This window comes from Halobellus inordinatus (assembly GCF_024498335.1).
In the GTDB taxonomy this organism is placed as follows: Archaea; Halobacteriota; Halobacteria; order Halobacteriales; family Haloferacaceae; genus Haloquadratum; species Haloquadratum inordinatus.
Genome location: NZ_CP101825.1, coordinates 109,283 through 124,401, shown reverse-complemented (window position 1 = coordinate 124,401; position 15,119 = coordinate 109,283). Strand labels below are relative to the sequence as shown.

15 protein-coding genes are annotated in these 15,119 nt (G+C 66.6%); 7 read left to right on the top strand and 8 right to left on the bottom strand.

Annotated features, from left to right (window positions below; genetic code table 11):
* Positions 1-22 precede the first annotated feature (22 nt).
* The 3 genes from NO362_RS00505 to NO362_RS00495 form a co-directional block, all read right to left on the bottom strand.
* The gene (locus NO362_RS00505; RefSeq protein WP_256545726.1) at positions 23-1,114 is read right to left on the bottom strand and encodes an aminopeptidase; all 1,092 of its coding nucleotides are present in this window, start codon (positions 1,112-1,114) and stop codon (positions 23-25) included.
* Positions 1,115-1,216: 102 nt separating this feature from the next.
* Positions 1,217-1,813, bottom strand: a complete 597-nt coding sequence (locus NO362_RS00500) for a DUF1684 domain-containing protein (protein WP_256545725.1) — start codon at positions 1,811-1,813, stop codon at positions 1,217-1,219.
* Between the two features lie 167 nt (positions 1,814-1,980).
* Positions 1,981-2,262, bottom strand: a complete 282-nt coding sequence (locus NO362_RS00495) for a DUF8028 family protein (RefSeq protein WP_121569849.1) — start codon at positions 2,260-2,262, stop codon at positions 1,981-1,983.
* A gap of 350 nt (positions 2,263-2,612) precedes the next feature.
* Here NO362_RS00495 and cmk point away from each other — a divergent pair, with 350 nt between their 5' ends.
* Positions 2,613-3,227 (top strand): (d)CMP kinase, encoded by a 615-nt coding sequence (gene cmk, locus NO362_RS00490; RefSeq protein ID WP_256289098.1) that lies wholly within the window; start codon positions 2,613-2,615, stop codon positions 3,225-3,227.
* Positions 3,228-3,266: 39 nt separating this feature from the next.
* Here the strand turns inward: cmk and NO362_RS00485 are convergent, their stop codons facing one another.
* Positions 3,267-4,193, bottom strand: a complete 927-nt coding sequence (locus tag NO362_RS00485) for a DMT family transporter (RefSeq protein WP_256545724.1) — start codon at positions 4,191-4,193, stop codon at positions 3,267-3,269.
* 48 nt (positions 4,194-4,241) lie between these two features.
* Entirely contained in the window at positions 4,242-4,784 is a 543-nt protein-coding gene (locus NO362_RS00480) for a CBS domain-containing protein (RefSeq protein WP_256545723.1), read from the bottom strand.
* Between the two features lie 174 nt (positions 4,785-4,958).
* Between NO362_RS00480 and NO362_RS00475 the strand changes: the two genes are divergently transcribed.
* A complete protein-coding gene (locus tag NO362_RS00475) occupies positions 4,959-5,636 on the top strand; it encodes a reverse transcriptase-like protein (RefSeq protein ID WP_256545722.1) in 678 nt (225 codons plus the stop codon).
* Between the two features lie 31 nt (positions 5,637-5,667).
* On the opposite strand, the gene NO362_RS00470 is transcribed toward NO362_RS00475, so the two are convergent.
* Both NO362_RS00470 and NO362_RS00465 read right to left on the bottom strand, forming a co-directional pair.
* Positions 5,668-7,911 carry an NADP-dependent malic enzyme gene (locus tag NO362_RS00470; RefSeq protein ID WP_256545721.1) on the bottom strand — a complete coding sequence of 748 codons (2,244 nt, stop codon included), beginning with the start codon at positions 7,909-7,911 and terminating at the stop codon, positions 5,668-5,670.
* Between the two features lie 126 nt (positions 7,912-8,037).
* The gene (locus tag NO362_RS00465) at positions 8,038-9,210 is read right to left on the bottom strand and encodes a M24 family metallopeptidase (RefSeq protein WP_256545720.1); all 1,173 of its coding nucleotides are present in this window, start codon (positions 9,208-9,210) and stop codon (positions 8,038-8,040) included.
* Positions 9,211-9,351: 141 nt separating this feature from the next.
* Between NO362_RS00465 and NO362_RS00460 the strand changes: the two genes are divergently transcribed.
* The 5 genes from NO362_RS00460 (at position 9,352) to NO362_RS00440 (ending at position 13,532) form a co-directional block, all read left to right on the top strand.
* Positions 9,352-10,194, top strand: coding sequence for a COX15/CtaA family protein (locus tag NO362_RS00460; RefSeq protein WP_256545719.1), 843 nt, complete (start codon positions 9,352-9,354; stop codon positions 10,192-10,194).
* A gap of 236 nt (positions 10,195-10,430) precedes the next feature.
* Complete coding sequence (locus NO362_RS00455) at positions 10,431-11,327, top strand: basic amino acid ABC transporter substrate-binding protein (RefSeq protein ID WP_256545718.1); 897 nt, start codon at positions 10,431-10,433, stop codon at positions 11,325-11,327.
* A 30-nt stretch (positions 11,328-11,357) separates the two neighbouring features.
* Entirely contained in the window at positions 11,358-12,185 is an 828-nt protein-coding gene (locus NO362_RS00450; RefSeq protein WP_256545717.1) for an amino acid ABC transporter permease, read from the top strand.
* On the top strand, positions 12,182-12,922 hold the full coding sequence (locus tag NO362_RS00445) for an amino acid ABC transporter ATP-binding protein (protein ID WP_121569840.1): 741 nt from the start codon (positions 12,182-12,184) through the stop codon (positions 12,920-12,922). The genes NO362_RS00450 and NO362_RS00445 overlap by 4 nt, the downstream gene beginning before the upstream one ends.
* 73 nt (positions 12,923-12,995) lie before the next feature.
* Positions 12,996-13,532, top strand: a complete 537-nt coding sequence (locus tag NO362_RS00440) for a hypothetical protein (protein WP_256545716.1) — start codon at positions 12,996-12,998, stop codon at positions 13,530-13,532.
* On the opposite strand, the gene NO362_RS00435 is transcribed toward NO362_RS00440, so the two are convergent.
* Complete coding sequence (locus tag NO362_RS00435; RefSeq protein ID WP_256545715.1) at positions 13,525-15,027, bottom strand: replication factor C large subunit; 1,503 nt, start codon at positions 15,025-15,027, stop codon at positions 13,525-13,527. The genes NO362_RS00440 and NO362_RS00435 overlap by 8 nt on opposite strands.
* Between the last annotated feature and the right edge of the window lie 92 nt (positions 15,028-15,119).

Sequence of the window (15,119 nt, the reverse complement as noted above, 5' to 3'; positions counted from 1 at the left end):
CTGGTGGCGAGATAGCAGGATCTTACGCTTCGTCGAAGCCGTCCTCGAACACGAACGTCCCGTTGCGCTGGACGACCTCGCCGTCGACCTCGATGACCGAATCCTCGCTCATATCGACGATCATATCGACGTGCTCGGCGCTCTCGTTGCGCTCGTTCTCCTCGCCGACGGTGTCCGGATACGCCGAGCCGACGGCCATATGGACCGTATCGCCCATCTTCTCGTCGAACAGCATATTGTAGGTGAAGCGGTCGATCGCGCGGTTCATTCCGATCCCGAGTTCGCCGAGGTAGCGCGCCCCCTCGTCGGTCTCGAAGATGCCGTCTAACACGTCCTCGTTCCGACCGGCGCTGTAGGATTCGACGCGGCCGTCCTCGAACCGGACGCGGACGTCTTCGATCTCGCGACCCTGGCGATAGAGCGGCATATCGAAGTACACCTCGCCCTCGACGGAGTCTCGCACCGGCGCGGTGAACACTTCCCCGCCGGGGAGGTTCTTCTCGCCGAAGTCGTTGAGCGTCTTGTTGCCCGCGAGGCGCATCGTCACGTCGGTCTCCTCGCCCGACTTGATCCGAATCTCGTCGGCCTCGTCGAGGATCTCGACCATCTGCGCCTGGTGCTCGCGCTGGGCCTCCCAGTCGAGGCTGACGGCGTCCCAGACGAACCCCTCGTAGGCTTCGGTGCTCATCCCCGCGAGCTGGGCGTTCCCGGACGTGGGATACTGCGTGAGACACCACGTCTTCGAGAGCCGCTCTTGGAGGACCGGCTTCATCGCGCGCCGGTAGGCAGCGTTGCGCTCGGGGGCGACGTCGGCCGTCTCGGTGGCGTTGACGTCGCCGCGGACGGCGATGTAGACGTCCATCTCCTCGTACATCGCGAGCAGGTGCTCCGGCGTCTCGAAGTCGCCGTCGTGGTTGCGGAGGAACGCCCGCGTCGCACGCGAGTCGCTGTTCAGCGAGACGGGATGGGCCCCTCTGTCGGCGCACTCCTCGTGGAGTGCGACCACGAGATCATCTGCGGCGGCCGGCGCGCTGATCACGACGCGGTCGCCGGCCTCGATGTCGGCCGAGTGGTCGGCGACGATCCCTGCGTGTTCGCGGATTCGCGGGTCCATACCTGTGGGTCGTCCGTGCGCACCAAACACCTTTCGCCCCCTCGTCGCCCGCGGCTTTCGAGCGCCGCGGACTCACGACGGCGCGGGACCGTGACTACCCGCTCACTCGGACGGCGACCAGTCGCGCTCGCCCGCTCGGATCGCCGTCTCCAGCCAGTTCTCCTCGGGTGGGAGCGGACACTCGAACGTCTCGCTGAACGCGCAGAAGGGGGTGTACGCGAGGTTGAAATCGAGCGCGACCGTCTCGTCGTCGGCGAGGTCGCCCTCGGGATGCAGTTCGATGTACCGCCCGCCGCGGTAGGTCTCCTGTCCGGTCGTCTTGTCGCGAAACGGGACGAAGATCGGCTCCTCGTCGTCGTCCGGACGCTGTTTGTAGCCGTGGACCTCGTGGGTCTCCCCGCCGAGTTCGAACGCGAAGGTGACGACGCGAACGTAGCGAACTTCGTTGCCGGCGGTCGTCTCCATCGGCACCGGCTCGGGGTCGTCGTGAGCGGTGACCGTCGCCTCGACGCGGAGCTCCGGCGCGGGATCGAAGTACACCAGCCCGTCGAACGAATCGCGGTGCTCCGGGGGAATCGGCGACTGCGGGTGCGAGCCGAAGAACTCGTCTTTCTCCTCGCGATTCGCTCGCAGCTCTGCGACGTACGCCGCCGAATCGTCGGATGGATCTGATTCCGACGAATCGTGTGTCTCGGTCATATCGAATCCACGCGCGCCGTGCCGTAACCTTTGACGGTTCTGCTGCGACGGTCCGGACTAGCGAGGTTGTGCTGTGAGGAGTCGCGAGTCGCTCTCGACGGTCTTGGCGATCCAGGACGGGCGAGTCAGAACAAATGGCGAGGACGACCCCCACTATCCGTCGTCTATCACCGGGCGTCGCTGTCGGTGTGGTAGCTGTGTCCCACGACGAGCGCGACAGCGTTCACGGCGAGGAGGGCGACGAACGCGTTCGGTTCGCTTCCTTCGAGGCCGCCGGCGAGAAGGGGCAGATACAGAAACGGGAGGGCAACGGCGGCCCAGAACGACACGAACCGGACCGGTGCAGCGAGAAACTTGATCGGGGCCTGGAGGGAGGCCGGCGGCGACTCGATCACCTCACGGATGCGACCGATCCGCTCGGAACCAAACGGGCGGTGGGAGTTCGACATTTACGGGGACACCTCGATCACTATTACAGCATCGGGGGTCATATAGCCGCCAGAGCGTTCCCGTCACTTCATAATCGTTCACGCGAGAAGCCGCCGGCTAATACGTTTCACGGCGGGCTAAGAGGCACCGAGACGGTTTATACTCCGATCTAACCCTTCGATGGTGCCTCATAAGTGCGAGCAGCCGTCCCCATACCTGGTCGACCGTCGTCGATGGTAGCACGGTGAGCCTCACCCCCTCCGTGTGTACGGTGCCCGTGGTGAGGACCGCCTCGTGACGTGCTCTCGAACGGCGAAGCGCCTCTCAGTCCCGCGGATTTTTGTGCTCAGGCGGTAAGTCCCGAACGTCTATGACAGACGACGACGTCCCGACGGCGCGGTCGGTCGACAGCAACCTCTTCATCACGGTTTCGGGACCGCCGGGCTGTGGCGCGACGACCCTCTGTGAGGGGCTGTCGTCGGCGCTCGACTGCGGCTACGTCTCCGGCGGCGACATCTTCCGCGACCTCGCCGACGAGCGGGACCTGTCGCTCTCACAACTCATCGCGAAGACCGACGAAACCGACGAGATCGACCGCGCGCTGGACCGTCGCCTCCGAACGATCGCCGAGAAGTGGGGGGCGTCGAGCAAGCCGTTCATCCTCGAATCGCGGCTCGCCGGCTGGCTCGCCGGCAACCGCGCCGACCTCCGGATCTGGCTCGACGCCCCCGAGGAGGTGCGCGTCGAGCGCACGCGGGACCGCGAAGAGATGGAAGCCGAAATGCGGGTTCGCGAGGTCAGCGAGGCCGGACGGTACAAATCCTACTACGACATCGACGTGTCGGATCAGTCCTTCTACGATCTCTCGATCAACACGGCCCGCTGGAGTCCCACGGCGACGCTGGAGATGGTCCTCACCGCGGTCGAGGAGTACGATCCCGAAGTCGACGAGGGTGCGTTCCACACCGAAGACGTCGAACTCTAACCCGAAGCGAGCGGACTTCTTCTGTGTGGGTCGCGAACGCTACGAGCGGACCAGCCATCTGAGCCGCGGCAACTCCGCGCGGATCGCCCGCCGCTTGAGGAGGAGAAAGCCGACGAAGATCACGAGAAAGCCGACGACGGTGTAGGTCGTCGGGACCTCGTCGAGGACGGCCCAGCCGGCGAGCGCGGCGAACACCGGAGCGACGTAGGAGACGAGGTTGATCTCGATTGCTCCGAGGCGCTCCAAGAGATCGAAGTAGACCAGAAAGCCGAGCGCGCTCGCGACGAGCGCGAGGTACGCGAGCGCCGCGATCGATTCGACGGTCCACACGACGTCGGCGAACGACTCGCCGATACCGACGCTGACGCCGTGCATTATCAGCGCGCCGCCGACCATCGACCACGCTTCCATCGTCTCGATCGGCAGCGAGGCGTCGATACGAGTCGTCAACACCGACCCGAGCGCGAACGCCGCGGCCGCGCCGAAGATGAGCAGTTTCGCGACCGCACCCCCGGTGAGGAGGTTGTTCGGATCGGGGTTCGAGAGGATTGCGACGCCGACGAGGCCGAGCAAGAGCCCCACGATGCCGACAGTCGTGAGCCGCTCCTCTGGGAGGAACACGCGCGCGAACCCCGTGGTCAACACGGGACTGAGACTCACGATGACCGCCGCTGCCGCCGAGGTGACGGCCGGGTCGGTCTCGCCGATGAAAAGCAGCGTGTGATAGCCCGCGATGAGAAGCGTCGCGCCGATGCCGACGACGGCCCACTGGCCGCGCGTCTGTGGGATCGGCTGGTCGGTCGCGTAGAACGCGTACGCGAGCATTAACAGGCCGGCGACGTCGTACCGGAGCGCTGCGAAGAGCACCGGCGGGATGAACTCCAGTCCCGCCTTGATCGCCATAAACGCGGAGCCCCACGCCGCCGCGAGGAGGACGAATAAGAGGAGGTTTCGATACCGGGTCACAGCGAAGGTGCGGTGGCGGCCGCCCTCAACGTTTCGCTCTCCCGGCGTTCACTCCGTGCCCGACTCGTCAGCTCCCGCCTCAGTGGCGCGGCGCTCGTCCCGAATCGCGCGGATCACGTCCTGGCGGGCGACGATCCCGACGAGTTCGCCGTCGTCGAGCACCGGCAGCCGGTTGATGTCGCGCTCTTCGTCGGCCAGGAGGTCCAGAATCTCGTCGATCGACGCGTCGGGCTCGACGGTCACGACGTCCGACGTCATCACCCCGCTGATCGGCTTGTTCGTGTTTCGCAGGAGGTCGATGCCGAGATCGAGGTCGTCCCAGGAGACGTCGACCGCGTAGGTGAGCGTCTCTAAGAACGGCGGAAAGCCGACGGGGATCCACAGCGTCCGGTCCTGCGTCTGGAACAGCCCGACGAGGTCGTGCTGGGTGACGATCCCCGCGAGCGAGCCGTCCTCGTCGACGACGGGGTAGCCGTTGAAGTCCGCGCGGGCGAGTCGGCTGAGCACCTCGCTCACGTCGTCGTCGACCGACACCGTCTCCACGTCGGTCGTCATCAGATCGCGAGCGGTCAGCGTCTGGATCTGAGCCATACGGGAGTATTGGCCGGTCGCCGTCTAAGCGTTTGGCCTGGGTCGGACCGAACGCTCGTGTCTCGGCCGGTAGCGGACTCTCGATGGACTGCACCCACCTGTTCGGGTCTGCTTTATATGTGCTCGCACCGTTATCGAGGATATATTTAAGAATCCGCGTTGGCTAGCAGGGGTATGGCCGCTCACGGCCGTCCGACGCTCCGTGACCTGTTCGACGACTCGCCGACTCCGCACATCGCGCATCCGCCGCGCACCCACCATCGACACTTCTACGTCGCGACCGACGGGTCCTATCGTCGCGACGGTGCCGGCGGCGGCCTCGGTGCCGTGATCGAGACCCGAGACGGGACCCGCGTCGCGCGGGTCTCCCTGCCCGACACTGCGCCGAACAACAACGTCGCCGAATATCGCGCGCTCCATCTGGGTCTCGACGTGCTCGCGGCAAGGACGCCCGGGAACGCCCGCGTCGGCGTCCTCGTCGACCACGACGACCTCGCGGCCGCAGTCAACAGCGAAGTGCTGGCCGGAGCCGGCGGCGACACCGAGTGGCGGCCGCACGGCGTCGAGCGGATCCCGCCGGGCAGCGAGTCCCACTGGCGCGGCATCCGCGCCCGCATCGCCGGCTTCGACGAACTCCGAGCGGCGCGAATCGACGGCCGAGAGAATCCCGCACACCCGCTCGCGAACGCGCCGCAGGATTACGCGCACGTGAACCGGCGCGCCGACCGCTGTGTCCTCCCCGACCCGATCGACACCGGAACGCGGGGGACGGGCCTCGCCGACGACGTCCGCGACGGGAACGACCCGCAGTTCCCGCCGCCGTCGCGGTTCGAGAATCGCGCGAGCGACTGATCGGAGGTCGAACGCGCCCGCAGTGGCGCGATTACTCCTGTGCGTCGACGACGGCGACGCCGGCGAGGTTGACGATGTCTTTCACTTCGTCGCCGCGCTGCAGGACGTGCACCGGCTTGTCCATCCCGACGAGCATCGGCCCGATGGCTTCCGCGCCGCCGAGGCGCTGGAGGAGCTTGTAGCCGATGTTCCCGGATTCGAGGTTGGGGAACACGAGGACGTTCGCGGGCTCGTCGAGCTGAGAGAAGTCGTAGGTTCCTGCCAGAATGTCCTCGACGACGGCGGTGTCGGCCTGCATCTCACCGTCGACGGGGAAGTCGATGTCGGCGTCGTCGTGGAGCATCGAGACGGCGTCGCGGATCTTCCGGGTGCTCGCGTTCTCGACGCTGCCGAAGTTCGAGTACGACAGCATCGCCGCGCGCGGTTCGACGTTGAACCGCCGGGCGAGTTCGCCGGTGTGCTTCGTGATCTCCGCGAGCACGTCCGAGTCGGGGTCGAAGTTGACCGTCGTGTCGGCCGCGAAGATGACGCGGTTCTTGAACGTCAGCATATACACGCCGGCCGCGTAGTCTGCGTCCGGCGCGGTACCGATGATCTGCAGCGGCGGGCGGAGCGCCGAGGGGTAGTGGTGAGTCAGCCCCGTCAGCATCGCGTCGGCGTCGCCCTGTTCGACCATCACGCTGGCGAAGTAGTTGCTGTCCCTGCGGATCAGCTCGTGCGCCTCGTTCTCCGTGACGCCTTCGCGCTGACGGAGTTCGTACAGGCGGTCGGCGTAGTGGTCCCAGTCGCCGCTGCGCGGGTCGACGATCTCGGGCTGGAATTCGAGGCCGAGGTCGGCCGCCGTCTCTGCGATCTCCTCGGCGTTGCCGACGAGGATCGGCTGGGCGATCCCCTGCTCTTGCATCTGGTAGGCCGCGCGGATGATCTTCTCGTCGCCGCCCTCCGCGAGCGCGACCCGCTTGGGGTCGGACTTCGCCTTGTTGAGGACGACGCGCATCATCTCGCGAGACTTGCCGAGGCGCGCCTCCAGGCGCTCCTCGTAGGCTTCGAGGTCGACCTCACTCCGAGCACAGCCGGAGTCCATCGCCGCTTTCGCGACCGCGGGCGCGACCTCGAAGAGGACGCGGGGGTCGAGCGGCTTCGGGATGACGTAGTCGGGGCCGAACTGGAGCGGCTGGTCGCCGTAGGCCTTCACGACGGCGTCCGGCACGTCCTGTCGGGCGAGTTCTGCGAGGGCCTTCGCCGCCGCGCGCTTCATCTCCTCGTTGATCTCCGTCGCGCGGACGTCGAGTGCGCCGCGGAAGATGAACGGGAATCCGAGGACGTTGTTCACCTGATTCGGGTAGTCCGACCGCCCGGTCGCCATAATCACGGTGTCGTCGCGGGCGGCCTTCGCGTCCTCGTATTTGATCTCGGGGTCGGGGTTCGCCATCGCGAAGACGATCGGATCGTCCGCCATCGAGGCGACCATCTCCTGCGAGACGATGCCGCCGACCGAGAGGCCGACGAACACGTCCGCGCCAGCCATCGCCTCTTCGAGCGTGTCGTCGTCGGTGTCGGAGGCGAACTCGGCTTTGTACTCGTTGAGCCCCTCGCGGTCGGTCCCGATGACGCCCGAGGAGTCACACATCACGATGTTCTCTCGCTGCACGCCGAGGGAGGTGTAGAAGCGAGCCGTCGCGAGCGCGGACGCGCCCGCGCCGGAGAAGACTACGTTCAGGTCTTCGAGTGCTTTGTCGACGACGTCGGACGCGTTCAGGAGGGCCGCGCCCGAGATGATCGCCGTCCCGTGCTGGTCGTCGTGGAAGATCGGAATGTCCGTCTCCTCGCGCAGTTGCGACTCGATCTCGAAGCACTCGGGGGCTTTGATGTCTTCGAGGTTGATGCCGCCGAACGTCGGCTCCATCGCCCGAACAGTGTCGACGATCGCGTCGGGATCGTCGAGGTCGAGTTCGATGTCGAACACGTCGATGTCGGCGAAGCGCTTGAACAGGACGCCCTTCCCCTCCATCACGGGCTTGGACGCTTGCGCGCCGATGTCGCCGAGGCCGAGGACGGCGCTGCCGTTCGAGACGACGCCGACGAGGTTCCCCTTCGCGGTGTACTCGTAGGCGCGCGTCGGGTCCGCGTCGATGTCGCGGCACGGGGCCGCGACGCCCGGCGAGTACGCCAGCGAGAGGTCACGCTGGGTGTTCGTCGGCTTCGTCGTCGAGATCTCGATCTTCCCAGGCGGCTCCTCGCGGTGATACTCTCTCGCGTCGTCGTCAAGTCCCATAGCGGCGGCGAGGATAGCTGCACAAAAAAAGCTATCTGTCGAAGCGTCATTCGACAGACGACGTACGGATTGGTCACTCGCTACGACGGCCGGCGTGCTACTTCGGAGAGTGTCCCCCGCCCGGCGTCAGAGCGTGCGGACGTCGTGCCGCTCGATGGTGAACGCCGACCCGTCGATGGCCGACGTTACAGAGCGGGTGGGCCACTCGCCGGTGCTCGTCAGGACTTCGACCCCGTCTTCGGTGACGAGCACGGTGTCTTCTGACTTTGCGCCGCGGACCGTCGGGTTGTACGCGTACGCGAGCGGTGCCTCGATCGGTTCGTCGCTCTCGGGTGCTGCGATCCACTCGCGCGTGTCGAAGCCGGTAGCGCCGCCCTGGTGGTGGTTTCGCCACTCGCCGGGTTCGCCGAGTGTGTCGTACGCGCCCGTGATGGCGTCGAAGACGTCGCCGGCTGTGCCGCTGCTCTCACTGTCCCCGACTGCGCGCTGCGTCGCGTCGAGTGCCGACGCCTCGACGCGCATCGCCGTCTCGTGACGGCTCGCGAGCCACGCCGGCGCGCTGTCGAACGCGACGGTCCGAGTCGCGCTGGCGTAGAGCCCTCCGCGCTCGGCGGACACGGAGACGAGCGCGTAGTCGCCGAGCTGTGCACCGGTTGGCGTGAAGTGGCGGTACGTCTGCGCGCGCTCGCTGCCGCCGACGAGCGTCACGGGCGCTTCGATCCCCAGCGTCGCGAGCGAGATGCGGAGCCCCGCGGCGGCCTCGTGTTCCGTGTCGCCGGGCTGGAGTTCGCGCGCGACGCGTTCGAGCGCGTCGGCGACGTCGCGGCCGAGCGCTCGGTACCGCTCGACGTCCGTCGCAGAGAGCGGGCGGCGGAGCCGACTCGCGTCGAGTTCGTCGAATCCGGGGACGTCGAAGTCGGCGGCGCCCGCGCCCGCGGTCGCGTCTGCGACGGCCGACGCCAGCGAGGACTCGTACCACGGGACGGACGTGATATCGAACGGCTCCGGCAGTTCCTCGTCGGCGAGCCGTTCGGCTTCGATGTTGTTGGTGACGGCGACGAAGCCGTCGTCGCGGGTGTACCCGGCGGCGGCGACGCCCACGTCGGCGTCGCGGTCGACGACGTTGCTGCCCGTCGTCAGCCACGCGAAGGAGTTCGGCTGACCGAACCAGATCGCATCGAGTCCCTCGCTGTCGAGAAACTCGGTCAGTCGCTCGCGGCGGTGATCGAGGTGTTCCTGCGTTCGGTCCCGGTCTGCGTCGTCGTCCGGAGCCGTAGTCGGCGGTGTCTCGTCGGTCATACCTCCGGGTACCGCCGCTGCGACTTGAAACGTGTCGAAACCGTCGCGGCCTCGGTGTCACATCGCTCGTCATCGACGGCCGACCGAGGGTCTCGCCCGCCGAGAGAGCGATTCAAGTATCTCCGGTCCCGAGCCGTGGATATGGACACACGTCTCCGTCGGCTCGTCGGCATCTCAGCCGCGCTCACGGGCATTCTGATGGTGCTCGGCGTGTACACTGCGGCGGCGGGCGCGGGGCTGACCTGCGCCGGCCGCTGGCCGCTGTGTGACGGATTCCTCGGACTGTTCCCGGCGAACTGGAGTAGCTTCATCGAGTGGTTCCACCGACTCGTCGCGATGATCACCGGCTTCCTCGTCCTCGGGACGACGATCCTGGCGTGGCGCGAGGGCGCTGACCGACGCGTTCGTCTCGCGCTCGCCGGTGCGACGATTCTGCTTCCCTCCCAGATCATCCTCGGCGCGCTCACGGTGAAGACCTACCAGTGGGCGATCCTGCTGGCGCACTTCAGCACGGCGTCGATCATCTTCACCGGCGTCGCACTGGCGGCGGCGTGGACGTACGGCTCCGCCGGCGTGAGCTACGATCGGATGCGGAAGTCGCTCACCACGGCTGGGCTCTTGCTTCCGGTCCTCCTCGCACTGACGCCGCACGCCTTCGTCACGTTCGGCCCGCCCGTACAGGCCGCCTACTACCTCCTCGGGCTCGGTACCTACGCCGCGCTCCTCGCCACGGCCGTGTGGTCGTCGCCGACGGCCGGCACGGACGCGGCCCGAGCGTCACGCCGCGTTCGCCGACTCGCCGGCGCGGCCGCGCTCGTCGTCGTCTCGTTGCTCGTCGTCGGTCGGCTGGTGTACGGTGGGACGCTCCAGTACGTCTCGATCGCCGGCAGCCTCGCTGCGCTCGGGCTCGTCGCCGTCGCGTGGTACACGGTTCGACGCGGCGCCGACTCGGCGGGCTCGCGCGGCGTTCCCGGAAGCGACTGACCCGCGACGCGACCCCGACTCGATCGATCCGGCGCGACGCCCCACGATGTAACCGGCCGACTGCGCCGACTGCGCCTCTCCAATCGCCCCACGGCGAGGGGGACTCGGATTAATCGCACGACGTCGCCGCCGGATCGAATTTTGTCCCACGAGCGGTCGAAAAGCCGTTAGTTGGGTGAACGGACGTATACCGAAACGACACGTTGTTATATTCCTCTCTATAACTCAACGGTGTTATGGACAGACGGACCTACGTGAAGACTGGTGCCGGCGTCATCGCCGGCGGGCTGTTCGCCGGGTGTACCGGCGGCGGGTCTGGTGGAGAGGCAACTGAAACGACTTCCGGCGACAGCGGGTCGCCGACGACGGAATCGGGTGAAACCGAGGCGACGACGACGGAATCGGCCGTCCCCTCGAAGGTCGTCATCGGCTCGGACATCCCGTACCGTCCCTTCGAGTACGAGACAACCTCGGGTGAACTGACGGGATTCGACGTCGACATCGCAGCGGCGGTCTTCGAAGACCAGCTCGGGATCGACTACGAGTTCAAGCCGACGAGCTTCGACTCGATCATCCCCTCGCTCAACAACAACAACTTCCGGATCATCATGTCCGCGATGACGATCAACGACCAGCGGGCGCAGGAAGTCGACTTCTCGGATCCGTACTTCACCGCCTACCAGACGGTCATCGTTCGTGAGGGCGGTTCGATCTCCTCGAAGGCGGATCTTCAGGGACAGCCGATCGGCGTCCAGAAGGGCACGACGGGTGCCAACGCCGCCGAACAGCTGAAAGAGGAATTCGACGGCGACCTCGACCTCAAGAAGTACGACCAGATCTCCGGCGCGTTCCAGGCCCTGATCAACGGCCAGGTCAACGCCATCATCAACGACAACACCGTGAACGCCGAGTTCGCGAACGAACGCGACGACGTGGTGTTCCTCGAAGGCGAAGGTGCGGCCGCCGAGAGCGGACAGGAAGCACCGCCGTACCTGACGCTCACCGTCGAGAACTACGGTATCGCGTTCCGTCAGGACGACGACGAGTTCCGCGAGCGCGTCAACGAGGCGCTCGCGACGATCAAGGACAACGGCACGTACGACGAGATCTACTCGGAGTACTTCTCGGGATAACCCTCGACAGATCTGTATTTCGTCCCAACTATGGCAGATTCATACTCGGGCGCGCCGGCCGAAGCCAACGCCACCGCGGACGGGTTTTTCGACGATCAGACGCTGAAGTATCTCGGTGTCGGACTGTCGAGTCTGTTCGCGCTGGGCGTCGTCTTGCTCGTTCTGTACATTCTGTCCGTCCAGGTCGATTACGGGCTGATCCCGACGATCCTCCCGCAGTTCATCAGAGCCTACGGGCTGGTGCTCGGCATCGTCGTCACGGGGAGCGTGCTCTCTGTGACGTCCGGGATCTTCGTCGGTCTCGCGCGCGTCTCGAAGACGCGGATCACGAGCGGGATCTCCGCCGCCTACGTCCAGTTCTTCCGCGGGACGCCGCTGCTGTTTCAGATCTTCGTCGTCTACTTCGGCGTCCCGACGCTGTGGCCGGGGACGTTCCCGATCTCGAACTGGGGGCTTCCGACGGCGATCATCTCGCTGACGCTGAATCACGCGGCGTACGTCGGCGAGGCGGTCCGCGGCGGGATCGGTGCGGTGCCCGACGGACAGATGGAGGCCGCGCGTTCGCTCGGGATGGGATACGTGCAGGCGATGCGAGAAGTCGTCATCCCACAGGCGTGGCGCAACGCGCTGGCGGCGGTCGGCAACGACCAGATCATCCTCGTGAAGGACACCTCGCTTTTGACGGTCATCGCGATTCCCGAACTCATCCAACAGTTCCGCGACGTCAACAGCGCCACGTTCGACCCGTGGACGCCGCTCGTGTTGGTCGCGATCGCGTACCTGTCGATCACGATTCCGATGGGTCGCCTCGTCGAGTACCTCGAAGCCCGTTCGGACTGGGGCGGTGAGTCCCAATGACTGCGGACCACGCCCTCCTGGAGTTCGACCACGTGGACAAGTACTTCGGCGAGACGCACGTCCTCAAGGAGGTCTCTCTCGACATCGAGGACGGCGAAGTGTGCGTCGTCGTCGGTCCCTCAGGGTCCGGGAAGTCGACGCTGTTGCGCTGTGCGAACCGCCTCGAAGAGATCCAGGCAGGTGAGATCCGTCTCGACGGGCGGTCGATCTCCGACCCCGACGCGGACATCAACCGGCTTCGACAGCGCATCGGGATGGTGTTTCAGTCGTTCAACCTCTTCCCGCACAAGACGGCACTTGAGAACATCACGCTCGCGCCGCGGAAGGTCCGCGGTATCGACGAGAAGACCGCTCGCACTCGCGCCGAAGAGCTGCTCGAAGACGTCGGCCTCCTCGAACAGGGGGCCTCCTACCCGAATCAGCTCTCGGGCGGCCAACAGCAGCGCGTCGCGATTGCGCGGGCGCTCGCGATGGACCCCAAAGTGATGCTCTTCGACGAAGTGACGAGCGCGCTCGACCCCGAACTCGTCGGGGAAGTGCTGGAAGTGATGCGCGGGCTCGCAGACGACGGGATGACGATGATGGTCGTCACCCACGAGATGGGCTTCGCCCGCGAGGTCGGCGACAGGATCGTCCTGATGGACGAGGGCCGGATCGTCGAAACCGGCGAGCCGAAGTCGTTCTTCGAGAACCCGCGAACCGACCGCGGCGAGCAGTTCCTCTCGAAACTGCTCTGATCGGGACTGCCGTCCTCTCTTTCTGCGACGAACTGCGGGAAAGCACTTACCGGCGCTCTCCGTAGCGCCGCCCGTGACCAACGTCCCCGGCCCCGGATTCGTCCTCCTCCTCGCTGCGGCTGCGACGTTCGTCGTCCTGCCGCTTCTGGCTGGTCTGAGCCTCCTCGTCGCGACGGTGCTCGGACGACGTCTCACCTGGACGCTCGTCGGTGTCCACGCCATCGCGATCCTGATCGGTGTCGGCGCACTCGCCGCTGGCTCGCCGGTCGGAATCCAGGACGCGCCGATCGGTGCGACCGTCGGCCTCGCCCGATTTACGGTCGGCGTTCTCCTCGGTGGGCTCCTCGTTGCAGCCATCGTCGAGGGGCTCCCGATCGCGCTCGGTGCGCTGGTGACGGTACTGTTCCGTGACACCTCGCGAGAACGTGGCCTGCGGTGTGCGACGGCTGGCTACGCGCTCGGCGGCGTCGGCGGCGCGCTCGTCGGATTGCTTCTCACCGGAAGCCTGGCCGCCGTGGTCGTCGGTGCACTCTTCGCTCCACTCACCGCGTTCGGCGGCCCGATACTCGACGCGGCGGCGACGTGGGTAGGCACCTCCGAACTCACATAAAGTCCGAGAGTCCGGCCTGACCGTCGTCGTCCGCCGCGTCGGCCTCGTCGGCCCCGTCGTCGGTCTCGGTTTCGTCGCGGTCCAGCACCTCCGCGCCGAGCGTCTGCTGGGAGTCGTCGCCCTCGTCGTCGCTCGCGTCCGCACCGGCGCTCCCGTCGCCGGCCTCGGCGTCGCCAGCTCCTCGGTCGCCGCCGGCGAACGCCCCACCCGCGTGTGCTTCGAGTTCGTCAGTTCGGAGGTCGGCAGCGTCTTCGACGATCGACTGCACCTTGTTCGTCGTCTCGCCGCTCCCCGTGATGTAGGAGACGGCCGCCTCGTCGAGGTCGTACCAGGCGGCCATCGCCACGGTCAGCTCTCGGGGCTTGCAGTGGTGCGTCATCGCCGCGAGGAAGGGCAGAACGTCGAGCCGAGCGGTCGACATCGAGAAGCCGCCGGATTCGGCGATCGAGCGGACGACCTCGTCGCGGGTCGCGTCCCGCGTCGACCGATAGGGCGCGCCGCCGTAGCGCGTCCAGCCGCCGCGAGTGTGGTCGCGTGCGGCCGCGACACCCCCGGCGAGGTTGTCGGTCGCATAGCGCCACCAACTGTAGTCGTAGTCGGTCGCGTAGACCCGGCTCGTCCAGACGTCGGCGTTCGCGAGGAACTCGTAGGCGCGGGCGAGTTCTTCGCCCTCGTAGACGAGCGGGACCTTGTCTTCGACCCATTTGAGAAGGTCTTCGGGGGTCTCGTCCACGTCGTAGGCGGTCTGTAGCGCCTCCTGAGCGGGCTTTTCTTTCAGCACGGCGTCGAGGAACTCGAACAGGCCGACCGCGCGGTTTCGCGAACCGGTGGTCACGTCTTCGAGCGTGACCCGGGATTTCCCGTCGGCGGTCGCCTGCAGGTCTTTCACCGCCGCGCGGAGGTCGCCGCTGTTGGCCTCGGCGATCCGTTCGAGCGCCTCCTCCTCGAACTCGATGTCTTCCTTCCGCAGGGTGTCTCGGAGCACGGGGACGATCGAGCGCGCCGAGACGTCGCGGAACTCGATCTCCTGGGCGGCGTTCCGCAGCCCGTTCGACATATCGTAGTACTCGTTGGCGATGAGGACGATCGGCTGGTTGGCCTCCTTGAGCAGGCGCGTGACGGCCTGCTTGCCGCCGCGGTCGTACTGGTAGTGGATGTTGTCGGCCTCGTCCATTATCACCAGTTGGCGACCGCCGCTGTCGCCGCCGACCGACCCAGCGAGCGTCGCGTTCCGCGAGGCTCGTCCGGCGAACCGCTCGATGGCGTCTGCCGTCCGCTCGTCGGAGGCGTTGAGTTCGACGACCTCCCAGCCCATATCGTTCGCTAAGGCGTGGGCGGCGGAGGTCTTCCCGACGCCGGGCGCGCCGTGGAGGACGACCGGCTCGCGGTGGTCGTCCCACGTGTCGGCCCACTCTTTCAGGGCGTCGCGGGCCTTGTTGTTGCCGCGGACCTCCGACAACGTCGTCGGGCGGTACCGTTCGGTCCAGTCCGTCATTACCGGTGGAAGGAGCGAGGCCCGTTTAGTGGTTGCGGGGTGGCACCGCGCAGATCGCGCGCTGTCGGTGCCGGCTCCCGAACGGCTCCCTT